This is a genomic window from Williamsia sp. Y712 (genome assembly GCF_059445525.1).
Genome location: NZ_JCAIUN010000001.1, coordinates 816,542 through 841,128, shown reverse-complemented (window position 1 = coordinate 841,128; position 24,587 = coordinate 816,542). Strand labels below are relative to the sequence as shown.

24 protein-coding genes are annotated in these 24,587 nt (G+C 63.8%); 5 read left to right on the top strand and 19 right to left on the bottom strand.

Going from position 1 to position 24,587, the window contains the following annotated elements; all coding sequences use genetic code 11:
• Positions 1-11: 11 nt before the first annotated feature.
• From AC1D75_RS04105 to AC1D75_RS04085, 5 genes are all read right to left on the bottom strand, one after another.
• Positions 12-1,388, bottom strand: a complete 1,377-nt coding sequence (locus AC1D75_RS04105; protein WP_495514020.1) for an NAD-dependent succinate-semialdehyde dehydrogenase — start codon at positions 1,386-1,388, stop codon at positions 12-14.
• A 107-nt stretch (positions 1,389-1,495) separates the two neighbouring features.
• A complete protein-coding gene (locus AC1D75_RS04100; protein ID WP_495514019.1) occupies positions 1,496-3,130 on the bottom strand; it encodes a monocarboxylic acid transporter in 1,635 nt (544 codons plus the stop codon).
• Positions 3,127-3,489 (bottom strand): DUF485 domain-containing protein, encoded by a 363-nt coding sequence (locus AC1D75_RS04095; protein WP_495514018.1) that lies wholly within the window; start codon positions 3,487-3,489, stop codon positions 3,127-3,129. The genes AC1D75_RS04100 and AC1D75_RS04095 overlap by 4 nt, the downstream gene beginning before the upstream one ends.
• Before the next feature lie 204 nt (positions 3,490-3,693).
• Complete coding sequence (locus AC1D75_RS04090; protein ID WP_495514017.1) at positions 3,694-4,230, bottom strand: NADPH-dependent FMN reductase; 537 nt, start codon at positions 4,228-4,230, stop codon at positions 3,694-3,696.
• Positions 4,231-4,693: 463 nt separating this feature from the next.
• Positions 4,694-5,359, bottom strand: a complete 666-nt coding sequence (locus AC1D75_RS04085) for a TetR/AcrR family transcriptional regulator (protein WP_495514016.1) — start codon at positions 5,357-5,359, stop codon at positions 4,694-4,696.
• Positions 5,360-5,487: 128 nt separating this feature from the next.
• Between AC1D75_RS04085 and AC1D75_RS04080 the strand changes: the two genes are divergently transcribed.
• On the top strand, positions 5,488-6,402 hold the full coding sequence (locus tag AC1D75_RS04080; protein WP_495514015.1) for an SDR family NAD(P)-dependent oxidoreductase: 915 nt from the start codon (positions 5,488-5,490) through the stop codon (positions 6,400-6,402).
• Between the two features lie 32 nt (positions 6,403-6,434).
• Here the strand turns inward: AC1D75_RS04080 and AC1D75_RS04075 are convergent, their stop codons facing one another.
• The 5 genes from AC1D75_RS04075 to AC1D75_RS04055 form a co-directional block, all read right to left on the bottom strand.
• A complete protein-coding gene (locus AC1D75_RS04075) occupies positions 6,435-8,207 on the bottom strand; it encodes a sodium/solute symporter (protein ID WP_495514014.1) in 1,773 nt (590 codons plus the stop codon).
• Between the two features lie 6 nt (positions 8,208-8,213).
• On the bottom strand, positions 8,214-8,591 hold the full coding sequence (locus tag AC1D75_RS04070) for a DUF485 domain-containing protein (protein ID WP_495514013.1): 378 nt from the start codon (positions 8,589-8,591) through the stop codon (positions 8,214-8,216).
• A complete protein-coding gene (locus AC1D75_RS04065) occupies positions 8,588-9,361 on the bottom strand; it encodes a LytR/AlgR family response regulator transcription factor (protein ID WP_495515976.1) in 774 nt (257 codons plus the stop codon). Before AC1D75_RS04065 ends, AC1D75_RS04070 begins: the two co-directional genes overlap by 4 nt.
• Positions 9,362-9,467: 106 nt before the next feature.
• A complete protein-coding gene (locus tag AC1D75_RS04060) occupies positions 9,468-10,289 on the bottom strand; it encodes a mycofactocin-coupled SDR family oxidoreductase (protein WP_495514012.1) in 822 nt (273 codons plus the stop codon).
• Between the two features lie 5 nt (positions 10,290-10,294).
• Positions 10,295-10,753 (bottom strand): nuclear transport factor 2 family protein, encoded by a 459-nt coding sequence (locus tag AC1D75_RS04055; protein WP_495514011.1) that lies wholly within the window; start codon positions 10,751-10,753, stop codon positions 10,295-10,297.
• A 181-nt stretch (positions 10,754-10,934) separates the two neighbouring features.
• Between AC1D75_RS04055 and AC1D75_RS04050 the strand changes: the two genes are divergently transcribed.
• Positions 10,935-12,500 (top strand): AMP-binding protein, encoded by a 1,566-nt coding sequence (locus tag AC1D75_RS04050; protein WP_495514010.1) that lies wholly within the window; start codon positions 10,935-10,937, stop codon positions 12,498-12,500.
• A gap of 17 nt (positions 12,501-12,517) precedes the next feature.
• Here the strand turns inward: AC1D75_RS04050 and AC1D75_RS04045 are convergent, their stop codons facing one another.
• The 6 genes from AC1D75_RS04045 to AC1D75_RS04020 are packed head-to-tail and all read right to left on the bottom strand — an operon-like array spanning position 12,518 to position 16,490.
• A complete protein-coding gene (locus AC1D75_RS04045) occupies positions 12,518-12,922 on the bottom strand; it encodes a carboxymuconolactone decarboxylase family protein (RefSeq protein WP_495514009.1) in 405 nt (134 codons plus the stop codon).
• Positions 12,915-13,358: a MerR family transcriptional regulator gene (locus AC1D75_RS04040; protein ID WP_495514008.1), complete on the bottom strand. Its 444-nt coding sequence runs from the start codon at positions 13,356-13,358 to the stop codon at positions 12,915-12,917. The genes AC1D75_RS04045 and AC1D75_RS04040 overlap by 8 nt, the downstream gene beginning before the upstream one ends.
• A gap of 57 nt (positions 13,359-13,415) precedes the next feature.
• On the bottom strand, positions 13,416-14,621 hold the full coding sequence (locus AC1D75_RS04035) for a sensor histidine kinase (protein ID WP_495514007.1): 1,206 nt from the start codon (positions 14,619-14,621) through the stop codon (positions 13,416-13,418).
• 31 nt (positions 14,622-14,652) lie between these two features.
• Entirely contained in the window at positions 14,653-14,949 is a 297-nt protein-coding gene (locus AC1D75_RS04030; protein WP_482136396.1) for a hypothetical protein, read from the bottom strand.
• A 48-nt stretch (positions 14,950-14,997) separates the two neighbouring features.
• The gene (locus AC1D75_RS04025; RefSeq protein ID WP_495514006.1) at positions 14,998-15,585 is read right to left on the bottom strand and encodes a TIGR03086 family metal-binding protein; all 588 of its coding nucleotides are present in this window, start codon (positions 15,583-15,585) and stop codon (positions 14,998-15,000) included.
• 59 nt (positions 15,586-15,644) lie between these two features.
• On the bottom strand, positions 15,645-16,490 hold the full coding sequence (locus tag AC1D75_RS04020; protein ID WP_495515975.1) for a helix-turn-helix transcriptional regulator: 846 nt from the start codon (positions 16,488-16,490) through the stop codon (positions 15,645-15,647).
• 113 nt (positions 16,491-16,603) lie between these two features.
• On the opposite strand from AC1D75_RS04020, the gene AC1D75_RS04015 reads away from it, so the two are divergent.
• Positions 16,604-17,605 carry an aldo/keto reductase gene (locus AC1D75_RS04015; protein ID WP_495514005.1) on the top strand — a complete coding sequence of 334 codons (1,002 nt, stop codon included), beginning with the start codon at positions 16,604-16,606 and terminating at the stop codon, positions 17,603-17,605.
• A 61-nt stretch (positions 17,606-17,666) separates the two neighbouring features.
• On the opposite strand, the gene AC1D75_RS04010 is transcribed toward AC1D75_RS04015, so the two are convergent.
• A complete protein-coding gene (locus tag AC1D75_RS04010) occupies positions 17,667-19,226 on the bottom strand; it encodes an HNH endonuclease signature motif containing protein (protein ID WP_495514004.1) in 1,560 nt (519 codons plus the stop codon).
• Positions 19,227-19,372: 146 nt separating this feature from the next.
• Here AC1D75_RS04010 and AC1D75_RS04005 point away from each other — a divergent pair, with 146 nt between their 5' ends.
• Positions 19,373-20,866 (top strand): phospholipase D-like domain-containing protein, encoded by a 1,494-nt coding sequence (locus AC1D75_RS04005; RefSeq protein ID WP_495514003.1) that lies wholly within the window; start codon positions 19,373-19,375, stop codon positions 20,864-20,866.
• Between the two features lie 3 nt (positions 20,867-20,869).
• Here AC1D75_RS04005 and AC1D75_RS04000 read toward each other — a convergent pair whose 3' ends face one another.
• Positions 20,870-22,060: an acyl-CoA dehydrogenase family protein gene (locus tag AC1D75_RS04000; protein ID WP_495514002.1), complete on the bottom strand. Its 1,191-nt coding sequence runs from the start codon at positions 22,058-22,060 to the stop codon at positions 20,870-20,872.
• Positions 22,061-23,299 carry a CoA transferase gene (locus tag AC1D75_RS03995; RefSeq protein ID WP_495514001.1) on the bottom strand — a complete coding sequence of 413 codons (1,239 nt, stop codon included), beginning with the start codon at positions 23,297-23,299 and terminating at the stop codon, positions 22,061-22,063. It abuts the gene before it with no gap.
• Between the two features lie 74 nt (positions 23,300-23,373).
• Here AC1D75_RS03995 and AC1D75_RS03990 point away from each other — a divergent pair, with 74 nt between their 5' ends.
• Positions 23,374-24,582, top strand: a complete 1,209-nt coding sequence (locus tag AC1D75_RS03990; RefSeq protein WP_495514000.1) for an acetyl-CoA C-acetyltransferase — start codon at positions 23,374-23,376, stop codon at positions 24,580-24,582.
• The last annotated feature ends 5 nt before the right edge of the window (positions 24,583-24,587 follow it).

The window sequence follows — 24,587 nt, the reverse complement described above, 5'->3', positions numbered from 1 at the left end:
TGCGAGAGCGGTCAGCGGCTGGAGGTCCGGCGAAGGCGGGTGTTCACGAACTCACCCATTCCCCAACGTCCGAGTTCGCGTCCGAATCCCGAGCGCTTGACGCCACCAAATGGCAAGCCCGGCAGCGTGGTTCCGTGCTCGTTGATGTAGGCCATACCGACCTCGAGGCGATCGGCGATGTCGCGGGCCTTGTCGAGGTCGGAACCCCAGACCGAACCACTCAAGCCGAAGTCGACATCGTTGGCCAGCTTCACAGCCTCGTCTTCCGACGCGACCGAGTAGACCATCGCGACAGGACCGAAGATCTCCTCGGAGTAGGCGTCCATGTCTTTGGTGATCCCGGTCAGCACGGCCGGACGCATGAAGGCGCCATCTCCATCGACCGCTTCACCGCCGGTGTGCAACTTGGCGCCCTGCGATACGGCCTTCTTGACCTGATCGACCACCGTGTCCCTGGCATTGACAGACGACAGCGGCCCGACCACGATGTCGGGATGTGAGGGGTCACCGACGGTGGCCGACTCGAACTCCGCGGTGACCGTCGCGACGAATGTGTCGAAGTCTTTGTCGCGCACGATGAAACGCTTGGGACTGTTACAGGCCTGGCCTGCGTTCGACAATCGCCCTTTGGCCGCGGTCCGCGCCGTGTTCTCCAGATCGGCGGTCTCCAGAACGATGAAGGGATCGGACCCACCGAGCTCGAGTACCGCCTTCTTCAGATTCCGCCCCGCCGTCTCGGCGACGGAGGCTCCCGCTGCTTCGCTGCCCGTCAACGACACTCCCCGAACGCGAGTATCGGCGATCATGTCGGCAACCTGGTCGCTGGATGCGAACACGTTGATATACGCGTCGGTCGGTACGCCGGCCTCGTGCAGCTTCTCTTCCATCAGCTGAGCCGACCCGGCACAGATCGACGCATGTTTGAGAATGATTGTGTTGCCCGCCATCAGGTTCGGAGCCACAAAACGGGCAACCTGATAGTAGGGATAGTTCCAGGGCATGACACCCACGAGCGGACCGACCGGTTCTTTTTGAACGATCGACTCGTCCGCCCCGCCCACATCGAGCTTCTCGCTCTTGAGCAGGTCCGGCCCGTGCTCTGCGTAGTAGCGGTAGATCGCCGCAGCCAACTGCACTTCGCCGAGCGCCTGTTTTGTCGGTTTACCCATCTCCGTGGTGATGGCCTGCGCCAGCTTGTCGGCCTGCTGTTCGTACAGGTCGGCAGTCCGGGCCAGTGCTGCGGCGCGGTCGGCCGGACTGGTGGCCCGCCACGGCTCATAGGCCGCCATCGAACGGCTCAGTACGTCTTCGACACCCGCCGCGGTGAGGCTCTCGAACTCCCGCTCAGTCTTGCCAGTGGTCGGATTTGTGGTCGTGTAAGTACTCATCGCCCCCGAGTACCCAAGTAACACCGGCTTAACACAATGATGTGCGGTTCTGGCGAACAAACTCCCAGGACGGGACCGCCAAAACCGCACATCATCGGGTTTTCAGGTTAGTGCGAGACGGCCTTTTCGACGCCGACTCCGGTGAGTGAGCGAACCTCCATCTCGGCCTGCTTCGCTGCGTTCTCCTGCTTGCGACGTCCGACGTAGGTGCCGATCACTGCCAGCAGGAAGCCGGCGGGGATCGAGACGATGCCCGGGTTCGACATCGGGAAGAAGTCGAAGTTGGCATCGGGGAACATCGAGGTCGCCTTGCCGGAGACAGCTGGTGAGATCACGATCAAGCCGATGCAGGTGATCAGACCGCCGTAGATGCTGAACAGCGCGCCGGTGGTATTGAACTTCTTCCAGAACAGCGAGAACAGCAGAGTCGGCAGGTTGGCCGAGGCGGCGACCGCGAAGGCCAGTGCCACCAGGAAGGCGATGTTCTGCCCCATGGCCAGGATGCCCAGCACGATCGAGACGATGCCGATGACCACTACGGTGATCCGAGAAACCCGGACCTGCTGCTCCTCAGATGCCTTGCCGCGCTTGATGACACTGGCGTAGATGTCGTGGGCAAACGAGGCGGACGCGGTGATCGCCAGTCCGGCGACCACGGCGAGGATGGTCGCGAAGGCCACCGCCGAGATCACGGCCAGGAAGATGGTGCCGCCGAGCTCGAAGGCCAACAGCGGCGCGGCCGAGTTCTCCTTGCCCGGTGCGGCGAGGATCTTGTCCGGGCCAACCGATTTGGCGGCACCGTAACCGAGAACCAGGGTGAACAGGTAGAAGGCGCCGATGAGTCCGATCGCCCAGGTGACCGAGCGACGCGCCTCTTTGGCGGTCGGGACCGTGTAGAAGCGCATCAGGACGTGGGGCAGACCAGCGGTACCGAGAACCAAAGCGATGCCTAGCGAGATGAAGTCGAGTTTCGACATCTCGCTGATGCCGTACTTGGCACCGGGAGCAGCGATGTCACGGCTCGCCACCGCCTCGTTTGCCGAACCACTCACGGTGGCCTGTGCATCGGCGATCAACTGCGAGAAGTTGCCCTTCACCGCGAACAACACGAGAAAGAACATGATGCCCGCACCGGCGATGAGGAGAACCGCCTTGACCATCTGGACGTAGGTGGTGCCCTTCATGCCGCCGATGAGGACGTAGGCGATCATCAGGACGCCGACCACGGCGACCACGATACTTTGACCGAACTTGCCGTCGATGTTCAGCAGCAGCGCGACAAGTCCACCGGCACCGGCCATTTGGGCCAGCAGGTAGAACAGCGAGACCGTCAGGGTGGACAGCGCAGCGGCCATCCGGACCGGACGTTCCTGGAGTCGGAAGCTCAGGACATCGGCCATCGTGAACCGGCCGGTGTTGCGCAGCAATTCGGCAACGAGGAGCAGTGCCACCAACCAGGCCACAAGGAAGCCGACCGAATAGAGGAAGCCGTCGTAACCGTAGACGGCGATGGCGCCGGCGATACCGAGGAACGATGCGGCCGACAGATAGTCGCCTGCGATCGCAAAGCCGTTCTGCGGTCCGGAGAACTGGCCGCCACCGGTGTAGAAGTCGGACGCCTTCTTGGTGGTCTTGCTGGCCCGGATCACGATCGTCATGGTGATGACAACGAATGCCACGAAGATGGCGATGTTGAGTGCGGGGTTACCTACCGAAGCGGTATCCGCGGCGAGAATGGTCATTTGACCGGTCCTTCCAGCTCTTCGCGGATGGCCGCGGCGCGAGGATCGAGGTCACGATTGGCGAATCGCACGTATACGGCCGTGATGACAAACGTCGAGACGAACTGCCCGAGACCGAAGATGATGCCGATGTTGATGTTGCCCCACACTTTGGTGGCCATGAAGTCGTGCGCGTACGTGGCGACGAGGACATAGAGCATGTACCAGGCCAGGAAGAAGCCCGTCAGGGGGAAGACGAACACGCGTAGTCGACGGCGCAGATCCTGGAACTCCGGACTTGCCTGCATGTCGATGAACGCCTGTGCGTCCGGAGCCGGTCGCTCGGGCGACCTATCCGGGCTCAGGTCTGATGTGGTCACGGGAGACTCCTGCCATAAACGAGTGAGAGAACCTGTCAGCAGACGTTAATGAGGTCCAGGTCACATGAATATGGTGTGGTCGCAGTCACACGGTGAGCTGTCGAACTGTGCGACGAACGGTCGATTCTGAGCGACGAACGGTGAGCGGCCGCGCCCCGAACCGGGATCAGCCGCGTGGGAACTGCCGACGCGATCGGAACGTTTCTAGGTGCCGGCGACGAGCGCAGCCACGGCGCTGCGGATCGCCTCACGCTCGGGGCTCGGGGCCACGAGACCGTCCGCACCGATCAACGCTCGCGGGATCGGCACGTTGACGCAGGCTGCATCGATGATTCGAGCGTCGGTGTACTCGAGCACGGTGCGCAGCGACGCGTACGTTCCGACGGACCTGTTGTGGATCGCTGACGGGTTAATCCACCCGGTGGGCTTCTGCGTCGTCTCCACACCGCCGACGGTCCACTCCAGCAGGTTCTTCAGCGCCCCCGGCATAGCACCGGCGTACTCCGGTGTGCTGAACAGCAGCGCAGTCGACTCGTCAATCAGGCGACGCAGCTCGATCACGGCCGGCGGCGGAGAGTCGTTGTCGAGGTCGGGGTTGAAGTGCGGCAGATCCGTCAGCCCGGCGTATGTCACCGCGGTGGTGCCTTCGGGCACCACCGCGGCCGCCGTCGCGACCACCGCAGCGTTAACTGAGCCCTCACGGACGCTGCCACTGATCATCAGGATGTATTGAGCAGTCATCCGGCCACTGTAGGCGCCGACCGCGACACCACCAGCCAGCTCGACCACATGAACTGGCAGACAATCATTCATAGTCAATCCGATCTGCAAGACCGCTACGGTCGGCTCACCCCAACCCCCGAAGGCACCCATTATCTGACCGCGGTTCTCAAGCCGACGGACTCCACTTCATTTACCTAGTGCGATCACCATAGTTGTTGCGGCACTACATCGCACGTATGCGGCCGTGATTACAAACGTCGAAACAAACTGCCCGAGAACGATGTTGGTGTTGCCCGCACTTTATTGGTCATGAAGTCGTGCGCGTACGTGGCGACGACGACATAGAGCAGGAGAGAATCTGTCAGCAGACGTTATTGAGGTCCAGGTCACATGAATATGGGGTGGTTGCAGTCACACGGTGAGCTGTCGTTCTGAGCGACAAACGGTCAGTCTCGAGCTGCACGCACAAGGTCCCAGGCGTTCAGGCGCGCGGCAGCACTCCGACGAGCATCGCGGTGAAGGAGGACCGCAGGGCTTCGTGTAGCTCCGGGTGAAGTACGCCAAGGGCGGGTTCGTCCGCGTAGGCGGCCAGGAGGCTCGGTGGCATCGGGACGTACGTCGACAGCGCGCCCGCCGAGATCAGGCTCATAAAGCAGAACATCTGCGCGCCGTCGCCGAGCTCTGGCAGGTGACTACGCATGAGATCGGCCATGGCAACGAGTCTGGTGAGGAAGGAACGCTTGTGCTGCTTGGCCACCTCGACCGAAATGTTTCGCTCGAGGACGGCACCCTGCGCGCCGAAGAGGTGGCAGAGCACCACTCGTTCCGACAGCGACCGGCCGAGGATCTCGGCGAGCTGACCTGCTCGCACGTCCGGTGTCGCCTGCGCCTCGACGCCCGCGGCCAATTCGTCCGCCACCTCGGCGAGCCAGCTCTCCAGGAAGGCGTCCTGCAGTTCGAGTAGGACCGCCTCGCGCGACTCGAAATACCGCAAGACGTTCGACTTGGCCAGGCCCACCCGCCGGCTGAGCTCGTTGAGGCTCACCTCGGCCACGGGCATCTCGTCGAGCATCGCCGCCGCCGTGTCCAGGATGGCCCGGCGACGGATCTCGCGCTGCTCCTCGCTGCGTGCCCGCTGAAAAGTCACGGTTTGACCTTAGCTTAAAGACCACCGGTCCGTTGGGAGGAATTAAAGACCGTCGGTCCCTTGACAGGAGACCGCTGGTCTTTTATGTTTGTTCCACAACAGACCGATGGTTTCTTAAGGAGTACGTCATGAGCAGCAACTGGAACGACCAACACATTCCCGAGCAGCACGGCCGGGTGGCGATCGTGACCGGCGCCAACACCGGGCTGGGCTTCGAGACCGCGCGGATGCTCGCCGAACGCGGGGCGACGGTGGTCCTGGCCGTCCGTAACATCGAGAAGGGCAGGCAGGCAGCCGCCCGCATCACCGGCGATGTCACTGTCCAGTCCCTCGACCTGACGTCCCTCGACTCGATCCGGTCCGCTGCGGCAGACCTGCGCGCCGCCCACCCGCGCATCGACCTCCTGATCAACAACGCGGGTGTGATGTACACGCCGCGACAGACCACCACCGACGGCTTCGAGTTGCAGTTCGGCACCAACCATCTCGGACACTTCGCCCTGACCGGCCTGCTGCTGGACCGGCTCTTGCCCGTCCCCGGCTCCCGCGTCGTGACGGTCAGCAGTACCGGCCACCGCATCCGGGCCGCCATCCACTTCGACGACATGCAGTGGGAGCGCTCGTACAGCCGCGTGGCCGCCTACGGCCAGTCCAAACTCGCCAACCTGATGTTCACGTACGAACTGCAGCGCCGGCTCGCGGCGCATGGCACCACCGTCGCGGTCGCCGCCCATCCCGGCGTGTCCAACACCGAACTCGTCCGCAACACGCCAACCGCGCTCCGCCTGCCCGTCACCTGGCTCGCACCACTGCTCACCCAGAAGCCCGACATGGGTGCCCTGCCCACCCTGCGCGCCGCCACCGACCCGACTGTCGTCGGCGGGCAGTACTACGGTCCCAGCAGCTTCGGGGAGATTCGCGGAAATCCGAAGCTGGTCAGCTCCAGCCCCGACTCGCACGACGAGGGGGTCCAGCAACGCCTGTGGACCGCCTCCGAAGAGCTCACCGGCGTGACGTTCCCTCTCGGCCTGGCCGTACGGTGACAACGGCTGGACTCATGACTGCTCCGCCACATTCAGCGATCCTCCCCGTGGTCGAGACCCACCTCGCGATCGCGCCCGACCCCCAGACCTTCGGGGGCGTGCAGGCGGGTCAGAAGCCGCCCGACATCAGCCGGAACCTGATCCGCGGTCAACTTGCTGACCAGCACCATCGTGACGAACGCCAGCGGCACACTGACGGCCGCCGGATAACCGATCAGCACAGCGGGCCAGCCATCGAGCAGGCCGTCATCGACACCGCCGACCGACGTCGCGAGGGCGGCGCCACCGGCGACAACACCACCGACGATCAGTCCTGCCGCCGCGCCCACCGCGGTGAGTCCGCGCCACCAGACGCCCAGCACCAGCAACGGACACAACGTCGAGGCGGCGACAGCGAACACCAGACCCACCGTTCGGGACAGGTCGATGGACGTCACCCCCACGGCCAGCAGCAGCGGCACCAGACCGGCCAGTACCGAGGCGACCCGAAAGTCTCGGACCCGCCCGCGCAATACGTCGGTGCTCAGAACACCGGCCACGCTGACGAGCAGGCCGGACGACGTGGCGAGGAAAGCTGCGATGGCGCCTGCGGCCACCAGCGCCGCCAGCAACTGGCCACCGATGCCCGACAACACCGAGCCCGGCAGCAACAACACAGCGGCGTCCGATGCCCCGGTGATGAGCAGCTGCGGTACCCAGAAACGCGCGAAAACACCGAGCAGGGTGGGGAACAGATAGAACACCCCGAGCAGACCCACCACCGCCAGCGAGGTCGCCCGGGCGGCCCTGCCATCCGGATTCGTATAGAAGCGCACCAGCACGTGCGGGAGACCCATCGTGCCCAGGAAGATCCCGATGATCAGCGAGAAGACCTGGAACATCGGGTGCTCGCCACCGAAACCCCATCCAGGGGTGGCCCATTCACTGTGCGTTGACGGCGCGCCGGAGACCACCGGTACGGCCGATCCGGCCGCGAGTTCGAGCTCGGTCCCGGCGCTCAACCTGTGCTCGCCCGGCCGCAATGTCAGCGGTCCGGACACGGCGACGTCGTCGACCTCCCCGAACACATTCACCTGCAATGGGTTTGCCACGGTGACGACAACGTCGGTCGTGACGTCGACAGTCGTTTCCGTCGACACCGTCGGTGGCGCCTCGGAACCCTGATCATCACCGGTGCCGTAGAAGTGGATCGCCAGGACAACGGCAGGCACCGCGATGGCGGTGAGTTTGAGCCAGTACTGAAAAGCTTGGACGAAGGTGATCGAACGCATCCCGCCGCCAACAACATTGGCGATCACGATCAGCGCGACCACCACCGCGCCCACCCAGGGTGGAACACCCAGCAAGATGTTGAGTGTCAGACCCGCGCCCTGGAACTGCGGAACCATGTAGAGGATGCAGATGAGGACCACGACAGCGGTCGCCAGCTTACGTAAACGTCTGGACTGCAACCGGAATTCGGCAAAATCAGGGACGGTGTACGCGCCGGACCGGCGGAGCGGAGCGGCCACGAACAACAACAGGCCGACATAACCTGCGGTGAAGCCGATCGGATACCAGAGTGCGTCCGCGCCGTACTTCGCGATCAGTCCGGCAACGCCAAGAAATGAGGCAGCAGAGAGATACTCGCCGGAGATGGCCGCGGCGTTCCATTTGGGTCCGACGCTGCGGGAGGCGACCAGGAAGTCGGATGTCGTGCGGGCCAGGCGGACTCCGTAGGCCCCGATGGCGACGGTGGCCACCGCTGCGACAACCAGTGCGATGAGTGTCGGGATCGGCACCGATTGTCCGGATATCGTCTGCATCTGATTTCAGTCGTCGACCAGGTCGCCGAACTCTTCTTCATTTCGGTCGGCGAGACGGTTGTAGACCCAGCAGACGGCGAGCAGCAGCGGGTACACGGCAAATCCAAGGATCCACCAGGGCAACAGGATCCCGAAGATCGACACCTCGGTCAGTCCCGGAAAGATCTTCATCAACACCGGTATCGAACACAGCAGCAGCAGGGTGGGCGCGGCCAGCCGCAACGCCAGCCCCAGTTGTGCGCGCATCAGCCCACGGATGAGTGCGTCGCCGACCTCGGTCTGCTCTTGGACCTCCACCCGGGTACGGACGGTGCGCGCCCCGCGCCGCGTTGCGAGTACCACCCGCTCCCGCGCGCGCGGCGCGTCGTCTCCGGCCGTCGTCATCGCGTGAGCCGATCCTGTTTGGGGCTACGGACAAGGCGGTCTTTGAGTTCCCTGGTGTGCCGCCTGCTCACCGGCAACTCCACCACCGCCGCGTTCGGGCCCGGCCGGAGGAGGACAACCATGCCGGATCCAACCGTGCGGATACCGGTGACCAGCGACGACGACACCAGGTACGAACGGTGAACACGCAGGAATCCGGCGCGTGCCCAACGGCTTTCGAGCGCCGAGATGGGGATACGAACCAGATGCGATCCGGTAAGGGTGTGCAGCCGGGTGTAGTCACCCTCGGCTTCCACCCAGGCCACGTCCGAGCGATTGACCAGTGTGGTCGAACCGCCCATCTCGACCGGAATCACCTCGTCCTGATCTTCAATGCCGGCGAGTTGCGGGCCTGGATCCGAACCGGATGTCTCCCGTTGCTCGACCACCCGCCGGACCGCCTCTGCAAGACGCTGCGCTCGTAGCGGTTTGAGGAGATAATCGAGCGCGCCGAGGTCGAACGCGGCCACCGCCCGGTCGTCGTGCGCGGTCACGAACACCACGGCAGGCGGGTTGGCAAAAGCTGCCAGCACCCCGGCCAGTTCGAGTCCGTCGAGGCCCGGCATGTTGATGTCGAGGAACACCGCGTCGATGCTGTCGGGACGATCCTTGATCAACCGCAATGCGGTGGTCGCGTCACCGGCCGTCAGCACCTCGGCCACCGCGTCCTCGGCCCGCAGCAGATAGGCGAGCTCGTCGAGCGCCGGCCATTCGTCGTCGACGGCCAGCACTGTCAGTGCCGGCCGTTTCGTGGGCGCGGAATCCTTGTTCGTCTGTGACACAACGGGGTCTATCGTGCCACGTACGCTCCTCCTCCAGCCCACCAACGCGGCAGAACTACATGGCCGAGCATCCGGCATCCACCGGCAACGCGACGCCGGTGACGTATCGGGCCTTCTCACTGACCAGCCACATCACAGCGTTGGTGATGTCTTCGGCTTCGACCATCGGTACCGGCAGCATGTTCCCGCCCATGGACGACGGACTGCCCTGCTCCGCGTGCATCTTGGCCATGTACTCATTCATGACCATCGGTGTCGCAACCCCGGTGGGATGGACCGTGTTGACGCGGATGTTGTGCGACGCGTACGCGTTTGCCGCCGAATGCATCAAGCCAACGATCCCGTGTTTCGACGCGGCGTATCCGAACACGGCCGCACTCCCGTCACCACCGCGTCCGATCAGGCCCTGGACCGAACTGGTCAGGACGATCGATCCGCCCCGGCCTTTACGAATGATCGACGGCACGGTCGCCGCGATCGTGTTCCAGGCCCCGAACAGATTTGTCTCGACGATGTCGCGGTAGAGCTGCTCGTTTTTCGGATCGGCGACCCCGAGCGCGACCACACCGGCATTGGCGACGACGACGTCTATCTCGCCGAGTTGCGCGACGCCGGCCGCGACAGCAGCCTCGAGGTCGGCCAGCTGTCGCACGTCAGCGGTATACGTCGAGATCCGGCGGCCCTTTTCGGTGACCAGGCGGGCGGTCTCGTCGAGATCCTCTTTGGTGGCCAACGGATACGGAATGGAGTCGATGTCGGCGCAGATGTCGATCGCGATGATGTCGGCGCCCTCTTCGGCCAACGCCACACAGTGGCTACGGCCCTGCCCTCGTGCCGCACCCGTGACCAGCGCGACCGTGTTGTCGAGTTCACCCACGGGTTTCAGCCCTTCACCGACGCAGCGTGATGCGCCTCCGCCCCTGCCCTCATGGTGGCACTGAACCAGACATCCTCTTCCTGGAAGTCGTACGTACGCCATCCTTCTGACGTCCGCACCAGCTTGTGGCGATACCAGCCGCCACAGTCACTCTTCTCGGTTTGACCGGGCAGGATCATCGGGTTGTAGAACATGGCCCGCACCTCCGCGCGATCACCGGTGATCGTGTAATCGATATTGGTGATGAAATGCTGCTTCATCGGCAGCATTTTCATCGAGGCTTCGAGCCAGGCCGAGATCTCCGCCGGATTGCCCGTCGGGCCGCTGACGGCGGAGTAGTCGACGCGCGCATCCTCGGTATAGAGCGAGCGCCACAAATCCCAATCCTCGGAGTCGACCGCCTTCGCGTAATTCGTCAAATGCTGCTCGATTTCCAGCCTGTCGACAACTTCTTGGATCTCCACCTGACAACTCCTCGCTGCGAAACCAACTGATTCCAGAACAGCATTCGCACCATCAAGACAGCGCGGAAACGCTATTCTCCATTTTGAAAACCTAGCTTGCTTCGTATGATCTACGTCATAATCGCCCGCTGTCAAGATGCGGGTCGCACTTGAGTATCGACACGTCAGGAAGTAGCACTCGATGAGACATATCCCCGACGAACTGGCAAAACGGTACCGAGACGACGGTTGGTGGACCGAAGAAACCATCGGCGAACTGGCCGGTCACGGATTGGCCGACCGCGGCCACCTCGCATTCGAAGTGCACTCCGCGACCCACCCGTACGTGGGGACCTTTGCCGATGTCGAGCTGATCGCCCGCAGGCTGGCCGCCGGACTCCGTGATCGCGGCGTCGGCGAAGGCGACGTGGTCGTCGCGCAACTGCCGAACTGGATGGAGGCCGGCGCCACCTTCTGGGCGACGTCGTTCCTCGGTGCGGTCATCGTGCCCGTGGTCCATTTCTACGGCCCCAAGGAGATGGCGCACATCATCGCCACCACCAAGCCCAAGGTGGTGATCACCGCCGAGGGCTTCGGGAAGATGACCTACGAGCCGGACCTCTATCGTGATGTCCCGGTCGTCGGTGTTGTCGGAGCGAACTTCGACGAACTCCTCGCGGATGAGCCGATGGCCGGAATCGTCAAGGCCGACCCGGCCGCGCCTGCGCTGATCGCGTTCACGTCCGGAACCACCAGTAAGGCCAAGGGTGTGATCCACAGTCACCAGACCCTGGTCTGTGAAACCCGGCAGCTGGCCGCTCGCTGGCCACGCGACGGGCAACCGCAGATCACCGGCGCACCCATCGGTCACTTCATCGGAATGGTCAGTGCGTTTCTGATCCCGATTCTGGAGGGATATCCGATTCACCTGATCGACGTCTGGGATCCGGCCGTGGTGCTCCGGCTGATGACCGAGCGGAAGCTGAAAGTTGGCGGTGGTGCACCATATTTCGTGACCAGTGTGCTCGATCATCCCGACTTTACCGCCGCGCATCTGGAGTTCATGCCCTACGCCGGCCTGGGAGGCGCCACCGTCCCGTTGACCTTCACCCGCCGGCTGACCGAACTCGGCGTCACCGCCTACCGCTCCTACGGCAGCACCGAACACCCCTCCATCACCGGATCGAAAACGACCGACTCGGTCACCAAACGCACGGAGACCGACGGCAGCGCGCTCGAAGGCGTGGAGCTGAAGATCGCACCCGACGGCGAGATACTCTCCCGCGGCCCCGATCTCTGCATCGGATACACCGATGACGTGTTGACGGCCAACGCTTTTGACTCCGACGGCTGGTATCACACCGGCGATATCGGGATCCTCGATGAGAACGGCAGCCTGACGATCACCGACCGCAAGAACGACGTCATCATCCGCGGTGGCGAGAACATCAGCGCGCAAGAGGTCGAAGAGGAGCTTCTCGGACTACCCGGTGTCGCCGAAGCAGCGGCGGTCTCCGCACCCGATGCCCGACTCGGTGAACACACCGCCGCGGTACTGCGACTCAAGCCGGGCGCGGCAATGCCCACGCTGGACGACCTACGGGCGCACTTCACCACATCCGGTCTGGCAAAACAGAAGTGGCCCGAGGAGCTTCACCAACTCGACGAGTTCCCCCGCACACCCAGCGGCAAGGTCCAGAAGGCTGCGATCAGGAAGATCGTGGCCGAGCGCAACCAAACGAGCGAAACATCCAGTGTCTCGAGCTGACATCGGATCCGACACGATCAGGAGATCGGCAGTAGTCCACGTTCGGCAAAGACCTTCTTCGCAGTGAGGGTGGCGTTCAGCGCGCGCGGAAATCCGCAGTAGACAGCCGAATGCAGCAGCGCCTCGATGATCTGGTGCGGCGACAGACCGACGTTGAGTGATGCATTGATGTGGACGTCGAGCTGCGGCTCGCATCCGCCGAGCGCGGTGAGCATGCCGAGGGTGACGAGCTGGCGGTCGCGCGGTTCGAGACCGGGTCGCGAGTAGATGTCACCGAACCCCCATGCCACGACCTGGTGTGCGAGCTCTGGTGAAACATCTTTCAGGGAATCGATGACGTTCACACCGGCTTGTCCGTCGATCGCGTCGAGCACCGATCGTCCATGGACGTACCGTTGTTCGCGCGTGGTGGTGTCATTCATGGGTGTCTCCTGCATCGTTGTCGTTTCGGTCGCCGGACGCGGCGGCCAGGTCGTTGCGGTAGATCGCGATTTTTGATTCGAGTGCCTTCTCGTGCTGCCGCAGGGCCGCAATCTGTTCTCGCAGGCCCGCTTGGTGGACTTCGAGCAACTCGAGCCGGGTCGCGACAGTCCCGGCGCCTTGCGCACGCAGCTCGGCGTACACACGCATCCGTGAGATCGCCATCCCGGTTTCACGGAGTCGGAGCAGGAATTTCACCCACTCCACATCCGCCTCCGAATACCGGCGCTGATTCCCAGGATTTCGGCCGACGGATTCGATCAGCCCGGCACGTTCGTAGTAGCGAAGGGTATGCGCCGATACACCGGTCACCAGCGCCATCTGGGCGACCGTCAGACTTTGGGGATCAACGTCGGTCGACGCTTCGTCGTTCTTCATAGAACGCAGCGTAAGAGTTAGAGCGCACTCGAAGTCAACCCCGAGGTTGGGCGCGATTCAGACCGAGATCCCCGGCCGGAACTTCGGTACCCGCATGCTCACCTTGGTTCCGGCGCCGGGCGCGGTTTCGACCACCAGTCCGTAGTCGTTACCGAACGCCGCGCGCAACCGGTCATCGACGTTGGCCAGACCCACGTGTGCGTTCTCGGTGGCGCTGGGTCCGCCGGTCCCGGTGACGATCGCGTCGAGATCACCGGACCGCAAGATTTCCGGATCCATCCCGATGCCGTCGTCCTCGACGCTGATCACGCAATCGGTACCCTCGTCGGCCGCGACGATGGTGACCGTCCCGCCTTCCGGCTTACTCGAAATACCGTGCCGTACCGCGTTTTCCACCAGCGGCTGCAACGCCAAGAAGGGCAATACCACGTTGAGGACCTCGGGAGAGACCTGCAGTTTGACCGACAGCGACCCCCCGAACCTGGCCCGTTCCAGCGTCAGATAACGGTCGATGTTGCGTAGTTCGTCGGCAAGCAGCGTGTACTCCCCGGCAGCGCGGAACGAGTACCGGGTGAAGTCTGCGAACTCCAGGATGAGCTCGCGGGCCTGATCGGGGTCGGTCCGCACAAACGACGCCACGGTACCCAACGCGTTGTAGATGAAATGCGGACTGATCTGAGCCCGCAACGCACGCACCTCGGCCCGGTCCAGACGGGCACGAGAGGCATCGAGGTCGGCCAACTCGATCTGGTTACCTGCGTAGTGGGCCACTTCGGTGATCGCCGACAGCATGCCCGGTCCCGGCTGGTTTCTGGTGACCACACCGATCACACCCACCGATCCGGTGCCGTCGGCAGGCATCGGTTGCACGATCAGCGCCCGGACACCGGGTTCGTCGAGTTCAGAGGCCTTGATGAGGATCCGGCGCCCTTCGGCCGCAGCTCGAACCGCGGCGTCTGCGAACTCGGTTGCCAGCCGCTCGTGAGATCCGGTCCAGGCCAGGACCACACCGTCGGCGTCGGCAATGCCCAGTGCGTCGGCAGCGGTCAGACTCTGCAGATGCGGCGCGGCCTCCGCAGCCGAGTCGGCATTCAAACCGCGCCGCAAGGGCCGGGCTGCCAGTGACGCGGTGTGCAGGGTCGCGTGTACTGCCCGCTCGGCGGGTGTCGTCAGGGTCGGGCGGGTCCGAACCCGCAGCGCCACAACGGCAATCGCCAGCACCAGTACTGCGATGACAACAACGGCGATCGTGATGCCCGACATCAGCGGCTCATCACGTTGTCGGTGAGTCTGCTCAGCGATCGGCGACAGCGTAGGCCGCGCCTGCGGCCGCTGTGGTCACGGCGAACACCGACGGCCAGGCACCGATCTTCTTGGCCAGCGGATGCGACGCACCGAAGGCGACCAGGTAGCCGGCCAGCAGCGATCCGGCCACGACCGGGCCTTTCTCCTGGTACCACCGGGTGGCGCACCAGCCGCCTGCCGCGGCGAGCACGACGCCGCCGAGTTCACGACGCCCGCTGTATCGGGCGGTGGCGTATCCGCCGACGAGTCCGGCGGCAACAACAGGTGCAGTCAATGGGGTACTCACCCCCAGGACTCTACCGCCGCCCGGTCAGCGGCCCGGGTGTCCGCACGCTCAGCGAGGTGGTTGCCAGGAAGGGTCGCGGCCCGAGAGTCCCAGTAGTCGATCGAGGTCCGAAGCATCGTCGGCCGTCGGGACCCGCGGGCCGAAAGTCTTGCCGGGACCCTGATAGTCCGGGGTCAGCATGTTGGGCGCAAAGGCCGCCGACGCGGCCGCGGCCTCGGGTGCGGGGTCCCATGTCTGTCCCGTTGCCACCGCGAGGTCCCAGCCATGAACCACGTACTCCCACAGGATCATCGACATTGCCATGTCCCCCGGCATCGGGCTTTCGCCGAGGTAGAGCGGACGCTGGTCGGCGCCTGCTCGCACGGCTGCGTCGAGTTGTGCTGCCGCCGAACCGATCACCTCGGCGGCAGGCACCGCAGCCTGTGGAACCTCGGCACCGCCGGCTTGTGCCCGGCCATCGGCATCGGCGAATCCGGCCGCGAACGTGGTCAGCCAGCCCGCAACGTGGTTGCGCAGCTGTGCGACATCGAGTTCGGTACACGGCGTAGGTGCGGTGTCGTGACCGTCGGTGTTCGCGACGACGATCGCGAGATCGGCCAGGACCGGCCGGAGTAGGTCAACAGTTGAGTTGGTCATGCCATCGAGTCTTCTCCACGATCAGCGGCCGCGTCTTGAAGAAATGCGACAAACCGGCGTCAACGGCCTCCGGTCATGGCCTGGGTGCCGATCACCGACAACAATTCGAGACGTTCACGGGCAGGCGTGCCCGGCTGTGGGAAATAGACAAGCAGATGTTGGTCCGCGTTCTGGGTGACCAGCGTTTCGCATTGCACGGCGATCTCACCGATCTCGGGGTGGATGAACCTTTTCACGGCACTGGTCCGGATTTCCACCCGATGTTCCGACCACAGCTCGACGAACTCTTCACTACCGGCCTGCAGTGCCCCCACCAGTTCCATCACCACCGCGTCGTCGCCCCGTTTGGCGGCGATCGCGCGCAGGTCACTGACGTGCTTGCGACCCATCATCTGCCAGTCCTCCGGGTGGAAAAGCCGGCGGGCCTGCGGATCGGTGAACCAACGCCAGGTGAAGAAGCGGTCCAGTCCGGTCACTGCCGATCGATCGCCGGCAAGCAGCACGTTCATCCGGTTCTGTGCCAGCGTCTCGCCGAGTTCTGAGATCACGCAGGCCGGGATGTCGTCGAGCTTGTCGAGTAGGTACAACAGACCGGGACCGACATGGGAATCGCCACCGACGCGGGGCGGCGGCGCATGTCCGCACAGCAGGTAGAGGTGATCTCGTTCGTCGTCGGTGAGTCGCAGAGCGCGCGCCATCGACGCGACGATCTGCGTCGACGGGTGCGGGCCGCGGGCCTGCTCCAGCCGGGTGTAGTAGTCGGTCGACATGCCGGCCAGGACGGCCACCTCGTCACGACGAAGTCCCGGTGTGCGACGGCGAACGCCTTCGGGCAGTCCCACGTCACGGGGGACGAGCGCCGCGCGGCGGCGACGCAGGAAGTCGGCCAGCTCGTCGCGGTCCATACGTGTGCTCACGAGGACAACTCTGCCCGTTCGCGGCCTCGCGAGCCAGGGACCGGCGATCCCCCGATAACCGGTCTCTGCCACCGGCCGCACAAATCGTCCAGGCTGAGCTCATGAACATTCAACAGGTAACCCTCGGCAAAACAGGACCATCGGTCTCCCGCATCGGCCTCGGTGCGATGGGCATGTCCAGTATGTACGGCCCCAGCGACGACGCGTCGTCCATCGCCACCATTCACGCCGCGATCGATGAAGGCGTGAACCTCATCGACACCGGCGACTTCTACGGAAGCGGTCACAACGAGATGCTGATCGGCCGGGCGTTGCGCGAACGTGATCGCGACGACGTGCAGCTCAGTGTGAAGTTCGGCGGACTCCGTTCTCCCGACGGCGAGTTCGTCGGGTTCGATACCCGACCGGCTGCGATGAAGAACTTCCTCACGTATTCGCTGACCCGGCTCGGGGTCGATCACATCGACGTCTACCGCCCGGCCCGCCTCGACCCGGCCGTCCCGATCGAGGAGACCATCGGCGCCATCGCCGAGATGGTCGACGCCGGTTATGTCCGCCACATCGGCCTGTCCGAGGTGGGTATCGACACGATTCGCCGCGCCGCGGCAGTGCATCCCATTGTCGACCTGCAGATCGAGTACTCGCTGATGTCCCGCGGTATCGAATCCGGAATACTGTCGACCACCCGTGAACTCGGTATCGGGATCACCGCCTACGGAGTGTTGGCGCGCGGTCTGCTGAGCAACTCGGTCGGGGCCGGAACCACATTCGCCCCCAACGACTATCGAGCGCACACCCCACGTTTTCAGGGCGACAACCTGACCAAGAACCTCGAACTCGTCGATGCACTCGCGACGATCGCCGACCGGCGCGGTGTCAGCGTCGCACAACTCGCGATCGCCTGGGTACTCGCCCAGGGTGACGACATCGTCCCGATCATCGGCACCCAGAAGGTGACACGGTTGCACGATTCCCTTGCCGCCCTTGACTTCAACCTCACCAAGGCGGAACTCGACACCATCGAGGCCGCCGTCCCTGCTGACGCCGCTGCCGGCGGGCGCTACGACGAAGCCCATATGGCGATGCTCGACAGCGAGCGCTGAACGCAGGCTCGATCCGCGGCCATACGCGACCACTGATCTCTGAACACACTTACCTGCAATGCTATTCGACGGACTCGGGGTCGTCGGTGCCAGAATCAGGTGGGAGGTCAGATACGTCGCTGGTCAGTTCCGCCAACTTTTCGGCCAACACCGCGTGGCGGTCGCCGAGGACTTTTTGCCAGGCCGCTGCGAAGGTTTCGTCGACATGCTGGGCACGGTTGACTCTCGGTTTGCGTTCCGGATCCACACTTGCCGGGGGTATCCACCCGACCCTGCCCTTGTCGGGCCCTTCGGTGATCATCACCGTCTGCCACTGGCCCGGGCCATCGCCGACGAGCTTGTGATGCGGCGGGCAGGCTGATCCCATCAGATCGATGTCGGTCAGACCACCGTTGATCCAGGCAATCAGGTGATGGATCTCCGCCCAGGTCGCCGGATTGGTGCACCCCGGGTGCGAGCAACCGCGATCCCGGGCGAACATCGCCAAACGCTGGCCTTTCTGCGCGGTGCGTTTGGCCCGGGCGAAATACAGCACCTCGGCGCTGTGGTTGGCGAAGACGGCGAGGTATTTGTCGGAGCGGGCCGACAGGTTCAACGCTTCCTTGACCGGAATATCCACCCCTGAAGCCGTTTTCGCGATACCCGCGCAGTCGTCGAGCTGCTCTTTGGTCATCGTGATGATCAACTGCGCCGGCAAACCCCGATGGGACTTACCGAGCACGTTGCACTCCAGAATTGTTTTCAGGATCGCTTTCAACGCATCGTGATGTTGCTGGCTCGTCGAACGGGTATCGCGCTCGGCCGCGGCCTTGATCAACTCGGCATCTTGTTTCGGATCATCGCTCGCGCCGGTCGGCGAGTTCGGGTCGGCCGGATTGTTCATCCCGGGCGCGGCCCAGACGTCCATCACGGTCTTGAACAACGCCAAGGTTTCCGGATCTAGCGTGCCCGAGATTTTCGCCATCAAGTCCACACCCTGATCGCCGATTCCCACTGAACGTTTGCGGGCTCGATCGCTGTCGTCGGTCAACCGGCCATCGGGATCGACCCGCGCCAGCACTTGCCGGCCCGACGCAACCAACTGCGTCGGGTCCTGACCGACCGCTTCTTCGGTCATCCAGTGATCAACCACGTCATACACCGCCGGATCGGAAGCAGACGGGATGTGTTTGCGCACATCCAACATCACATCCATATGCGCTGCCCCGATCAACCCTTTCGACCAGGCCTGTTCAGCGGCAGGACATTTCGGCGCCAACTCCTGCCCCTGCATCGTATGAAACCGTCCGACGGCTTCCAGTCCACGGATCCGGGAGGAGGTTTGCCCTTTGGTCAACCGCAACTCTTGCCGCACGAAACCGAACAACGACGAATACCCCGCCTTGGTAAACGACGAGCGGTCCGACACCCGCAGCAAATTCCGCACACCGGTGAACTCGACCTTGCGGGAGATCCGTTCATGCACCCGCACAAGCTCATTGAGCTCACTGTCAGCCATATCCGACGAGGAACAATCATTGATATCAGCGAGCAACAACTCCAACTCGAGATACTTGGCCACCAACACCGGAACCGAAGAAGAATCAACCGTCACGTCATCAGATGGATCGTCAGTCATCATGCCCCCCAGCACATCTGATCGAAAGCTTGCCATGAGCCTACCTGCGATGCCGCCGCATGTCGAATGTTTGTTCGACTAATCAGCGCGTACAACCCAACGTGCTACTTTCTAGAACGCTAATCCGTCGAAGAAGCCGAGGGTCCCCCGTGAGCAGTGACAAGCCGGTGCTTGTGCCCGATGAGACCTGCTGGAAGATCGCCGAGGCCGATCGACTCGCGGTGATCGTCGACGCGGCCGACTACTTCAGGCATGCAAAGGCCGCGATGTTACAGGCACGCAGCCGAATCATTCTGATCGGGTGGGACTTTGACACCCGGATCCAGTTCGAGCCCGAAGGGCAGACCCTCGACGGACCCAATGCTCTCGGCGATTTCCTGAAGTGGTTGCCGCAGAACCGACCCGGGCTCAATATCAACCTCCTCAAGTGGAGTTTGGGGTTGGGTGCGATCAACAGGGGGATGGCGCCGGTTTTCATTCAGAACTGGCTCACCGACCCCGCACTGCAGTTCGAGAACGATCTGGTGCACCCGGTTGGCGCGGCACATCATCAAAAGATCCTGGTGATCGACGATCAGATCGCGTTCTGTGGCGGCATCGACATGACCGTCGACCGATGGGACACCTCCGACCACCTCGATCAGAACGATCGGCGCACCCAGCCCAACGGCAAGACGTATGGGCCCTGGCACGACGCGACCACCGCTGTTGACGGGGACGCGGCCCGTGTGGTCGGCGAGATGGCACGGGCCCGATGGTTGGCAGCAACCGGGCGCACCCTCGAACAGGTCACCGACGTCGGGGACAACTATTGGCCCGACACACTGATCCCGACCATGGAATCGGTCGACGTGGCCGTGGCGCGGACACTGCCGGAGATCCCGGGCCGGGACGAGGTGCGCGAGATCGAATCTCTCTATCTCGCAGCCATAGCCGCCGCTCGGCACTACCTCTACATCGAGAGTCAGTACCTCGCGTCCCGGACCATCGCCGAGGCCCTGGAGAAGCGCCTGCGCGAAAGCGGGGGGCCCGAGATCGTGATCGTCCTGCCCCGACATGCCGACAGCTGGCTCGAACAGCAGGCGATGGACGGTGCCCGCCAGCGCCTCCTCCAGTTCCTGTGGCAGGCCGACACCGAAAAGCGTTTTCGCGCATACCATCCGGTGACCGCGGGCGGGGAACCGATATACGTGCACGCCAAGGTCCTGGTGATGGATGACCGTCTCCTGCGCGTGGGGTCGTCCAATCTCAACAACCGGTCGATGGGCTTCGACAGCGAATGTGACCTCGCCGTCGAGTTCGATCCCGACCTTCCCGAATCGAATGAGAACCGCATCGCGATCCGCGGGGTCCGGGATCGGCTGCTGAGCGAACACCTCGACATCGACGTCGACGAACTCCAGGCTGCGATCGACAACCATTCCGGACTCGGCGCCGCCATCGACGCAATGCGCGGCGACGGCAAGACCCTGGTCGAGTTCGATCACGACATCGTCGACGGCGAGGACAGCCCCTTCGCCGAGAACGAGCTGATGGATCCCGAGCGGACCCGAACATCGTTGTTGGAGAAAACGTATCGGTTGGTTGTGGGCCGACGACGGATCCGGAGGGCAGCCCACCGAGAGCTCGCAGACGCGCACTGACCCCTATAACGCGTAGCTGCGCATCACACCTTTGCTGATGATCGTCTTCTGGATCTCACTGGTGCCTTCACCGATCAGCAGGAATGGCGCCTCCCGCATCAGGCGTTCGATCTCGTACTCCTTCGAGTATCCGTAGCCGCCGTGGATACGGAAGCTGGCCTGCGTCACCTCGGAGCAGTACTCGCTCGTCAGGTATTTCGCCATCCCCGCGGCCACGTCGTTACGTTCACCGGAGTCCTTCAGCCGGGCCGCGTTGACCATCATCAGATGGGCCGCTTCGACTTTTGTGGCCATTTCCGCCAGGGAGAACGAGATCGCCTGGTGCTGGGCGATGGGTTTGCCGAAGGTGCTGCGCTGCTGGGCATACCTCGCGGCCAACTCGAAAGCCCTGATCGCCACCCCGCAGGCGCGGGCCGAGACATTGACCCGGCCTACTTCGACACCGTCCATCATCTGATAAAAGCCTCGGCCCGGCTTCTCGCCGAGGACCATGTCGGCGGAGATCCGGTAGTCGTCGAACAACAGCTCCGTGGTGTCGATCCCCTTGTATCCCATCTTGTCGATCTTGCCGGGAATCGTGAGACCCGGTGACACCTCACCGAATCCGGCGGGCTTCTCGATCAGGAAGGTCGTCAGATTCTCGTGTGACTTCGCGGCACCCTCGTCGGTGCGGACGAGCGCCGCAACCAGGGTGGAGCTACCACCGTTGGTGAGCCACATCTTCTGGCCGTTGATGACGTAGTCGTCGCCGGATCGCTGGGCGCGGGTACGGATCGCGGCCACATCTGAGCCGAGCTCGGGTTCAGACATCGAAAAAGCCCCGCGCACTTCACCGGTCGCCATCCGAGGAAGGAAATGCGCCTTCTGCTCCGGTGTTCCGTGCTGTCGGATCATGTAGGCCACTATGAAGTGGGTATTGATCACGCCGGACACGCTCATCCAACCCCGCGCCAGCTCCTCGACGCACAGCGCGTAGGTCAGTAGCGACTCACCCAGTCCGCCATACTCTTCCGGGATCATGAGCCCGAAAAGGCCCATCTCGCGCATCGTGTCGACGATCGCCTGTGGATAGGTGTCGGACTGTTCGAGGGCCTGCGCATTCGGGATGATGTCGCGCTCCACGAAATCGCGGACGGTGGACAGGATATCGGCCTGCACCTCAGTGAGGTCGTGCGTCTGCGCCAGGCGCGTCATCTACGTTTCCTTCTGGGTGATGGGTGTCGACACGCGGATGGCCCCGCGGGCCTCGAGGTCTGCAATTGTGTTCTCGCTCAGACCAAGGCACTCGATGAGCACGGATGCGGTGTCATCCCCGTTGGCAGGGGCAGGCCGGGCCGCCGGATACCGTCCGTCGATCGACATCGGCGTGGTCGGCGCGAGATAAGAGCCGATGCGCGGCTGATCGACCTGCTGGAACATCGGATTGTCGGTGACGCGGGGATCGGCCGCGATCTGCGCGAAGGTGAGGTAGCGCTCGTAGAGCACAGCGGTTGCGCTCAGCTCCTTCTCCACCTGATCGATGGTCCGATCCCGGAACCAGATCGAGAACAGACCACTCAAGACGTCGCGATGGCGGAATCGATCACTGTCTTCGCGAAAGTCCACGCCCAGTGCTGTTTCCAATGCGGCTACGGCGTCGGCGGTTCCGGTGACCTCGGCGAGGTCGCGGAAGTGTCGCGGCGTCACCGCGACAACCATGATCGTTTCGCCGTCAGCGGTGCGGAAATCGCTTCCGTAGGTGCCGTACACAGAATTGCCCACCCGGGGCCGGTCCGGTCCACCGAGTTGCACCTCGGCCAAGTAGCCGAGGTGACCGATCGTCGCCAACGCGACGTCCTCGAGGGGCAACACGATCTGCGCCCCCTCTCCGGTGCTCGCACGCCGATGCACCGCTGCCGTCACCGAGAGGGCCGCATACAACCCGCAGGCCACATCCCATGCCGGCAGTACATGGTTGACCGGTGCTCCCAGGGCAGTCGGGCCGGTGACGAGCGGAAAGCCCATCGCCGCGTTGACCGTGTAGTCGACTGCGCCGCGCCCGTCCGCGCGACCGAGCACCTGTACGTGGATCAGATCGGGCCGGGCCCGCGCCAACTCGTCGTAGTCGAGCCAGTCCCGCCCCGCCGCGTTGGTGACCACAATTCCCGCTTCGAGAATGAGTTCCCGGATCAGCGCGGTCGCCTCGGGATCACGAAAGTTCGCGGCCAGCGACCGTTTTCCCTGATTCAGGTTCGCCCAGTAGATCGACTCGCCGTCCTCGGTCACCGGCCAGCGCCGGTAGTCCGCGGCACCGCCGATCGGGTCGACGCGGATCACCTCGGCGCCAAGCGATCCCAAGGTCATTCCGGCAAGGGGTGCTGCGACGAAGCTGGATACCTCTATGATTCGTAAACCCGCCAACGGTAACGCCTGGGGTTTGCTCTCCGGGCTCATCGGGCGGTAGGCACAGTGCAGAAGGTCATGGGTCCACCTTGCATTATGGGTCTGAAAAGGGGAAGGGAAAGCACATGCGCGAGGTTGTTGTCTGCGAGCCGATTCGCACCCCGATCGGCCGCTACGGCGGAATGTTCAAGTCGCTCACCGCTGTCGATCTCGGTGTTGCCGCGATGAAGGGTCTGCTGGAGCGGACCGGAATCGCACCGGGCGAGATCAACGACGTCATCCTCGGTCACTGCAACGGCAACAGTGAGGCGCCGGCGATCGGCCGGGTGGTGGCCCTGGATGCGGGCCTGCCGGTCACGGTTCCCGGCATGCACATCGACCGTCGTTGCGGATCGGGTCTGCAGGCTGTCATCCAGGCGGCGTTCCAGGTCGGAAATGGTGACAACGAACTCGTCGTGGCCGGCGGCACCGAATCGATGAGCAACGCCTCGTTCTACTCCGTGGACATGCGTTGGGGCGGCGCACGGTCCGGTATTTCGATGCACGACAGCCTGGTTCGGGCCCGTTCGACCGCGGGTGGTCGCTTCTACCCGGTGCCAGGCGGCATGATCGAGACCGCCGAGAACCTGCGCCGCGAATACGGCATCAGCCGACTCGAACAGGACGAACTCGCGGTCGCTTCGCACACCCGAGCCGTCGCCGCACAGCAGGCAGGCATCTTGGCCGAAGAGATCGTGCCGGTGTCGGTTCCGTCCCGATCCGGCGAGCAGCTGATCGACACCGACGAGCATCCGCGCGCCGACACCACCGTCGAGTCGCTGTCCAAACTGCGCCCCCTCATGGGCGAGCAGGATCCCGATGCCACTGTCACGGCGGGCAATGCCAGCGGTCAGAACGACGCCGCGTCACTGAGCATCGTGACCACCGCCGCGAAGGCCGCCGAACTGGGTCTGACCCCCTTGGTCAAACTGGTGTCGTGGGGTGTGGCCGGCGTCGAACCGAAGGTGATGGGCATCGGGCCGGTGCCGGCAACAGAGAAGGCGTTGGCGAAAGCGGGACTCACGCTTTCCGACATCGACCTCATCGAACTGAACGAGGCATTCGCCGCACAGGCGCTCGCCGTGATGCGGGAATGGAAGTTCGGCGCAGACGATCATCAGCGCACCAATGTGCATGGTTCGGGTATCTCGCTCGGCCATCCCGTCGGCGCGACCGGCGGCCGGATGCTGGCAACACTGGCCCGCGAGATGCAGCGTCGCGACGCCCGGTACGGCCTGGAGACCATGTGCATCGGCGGCGGCCAGGGTCTGGCCGCGATCTTCGAAAAGGTCTGACCGAG

What these genes read in the sequence shown, in the direction of transcription:
- AC1D75_RS04105 (WP_495514020.1), bottom strand. Translation starts at nt 1,388, where the DNA reads ATGAGTACTTACACGACCACAAATCCGACCACTGGCAAGACTGAGCGG.
- AC1D75_RS04100 (WP_495514019.1), bottom strand. Translation starts at nt 3,130, where the DNA reads ATGACCATTCTCGCCGCGGATACCGCTTCGGTAGGTAACCCCGCACTC.
- AC1D75_RS04090 (WP_495514017.1), bottom strand. Translation starts at nt 4,230, where the DNA reads ATGACTGCTCAATACATCCTGATGATCAGTGGCAGCGTCCGTGAGGGC.
- AC1D75_RS04080 (WP_495514015.1), top strand. Translation starts at nt 5,488, where the DNA reads ATGAGCAGCAACTGGAACGACCAACACATTCCCGAGCAGCACGGCCGG.
- AC1D75_RS04075 (WP_495514014.1), bottom strand. Translation starts at nt 8,207, where the DNA reads ATGCAGACGATATCCGGACAATCGGTGCCGATCCCGACACTCATCGCA.
- AC1D75_RS04070 (WP_495514013.1), bottom strand. Translation starts at nt 8,591, where the DNA reads ATGACGACGGCCGGAGACGACGCGCCGCGCGCGCGGGAGCGGGTGGTA.
- AC1D75_RS04050 (WP_495514010.1), top strand. Translation starts at nt 10,935, where the DNA reads ATGAGACATATCCCCGACGAACTGGCAAAACGGTACCGAGACGACGGT.
- AC1D75_RS04045 (WP_495514009.1), bottom strand. Translation starts at nt 12,922, where the DNA reads ATGAATGACACCACCACGCGCGAACAACGGTACGTCCATGGACGATCG.
- AC1D75_RS04040 (WP_495514008.1), bottom strand. Translation starts at nt 13,358, where the DNA reads ATGAAGAACGACGAAGCGTCGACCGACGTTGATCCCCAAAGTCTGACG.
- AC1D75_RS04035 (WP_495514007.1), bottom strand. Translation starts at nt 14,621, where the DNA reads ATGTCGGGCATCACGATCGCCGTTGTTGTCATCGCAGTACTGGTGCTG.
- AC1D75_RS04025 (WP_495514006.1), bottom strand. Translation starts at nt 15,585, where the DNA reads ATGACCAACTCAACTGTTGACCTACTCCGGCCGGTCCTGGCCGATCTC.
- AC1D75_RS04020 (WP_495515975.1), bottom strand. Translation starts at nt 16,490, where the DNA reads ATGGACCGCGACGAGCTGGCCGACTTCCTGCGTCGCCGCCGCGCGGCG.
- AC1D75_RS04015 (WP_495514005.1), top strand. Translation starts at nt 16,604, where the DNA reads ATGAACATTCAACAGGTAACCCTCGGCAAAACAGGACCATCGGTCTCC.
- AC1D75_RS04010 (WP_495514004.1), bottom strand. Translation starts at nt 19,226, where the DNA reads ATGATGACTGACGATCCATCTGATGACGTGACGGTTGATTCTTCTTCG.
- AC1D75_RS04000 (WP_495514002.1), bottom strand. Translation starts at nt 22,060, where the DNA reads ATGACGCGCCTGGCGCAGACGCACGACCTCACTGAGGTGCAGGCCGAT.
- AC1D75_RS03995 (WP_495514001.1), bottom strand. Translation starts at nt 23,299, where the DNA reads ATGAGCCCGGAGAGCAAACCCCAGGCGTTACCGTTGGCGGGTTTACGA.
- AC1D75_RS03990 (WP_495514000.1), top strand. Translation starts at nt 23,374, where the DNA reads ATGCGCGAGGTTGTTGTCTGCGAGCCGATTCGCACCCCGATCGGCCGC.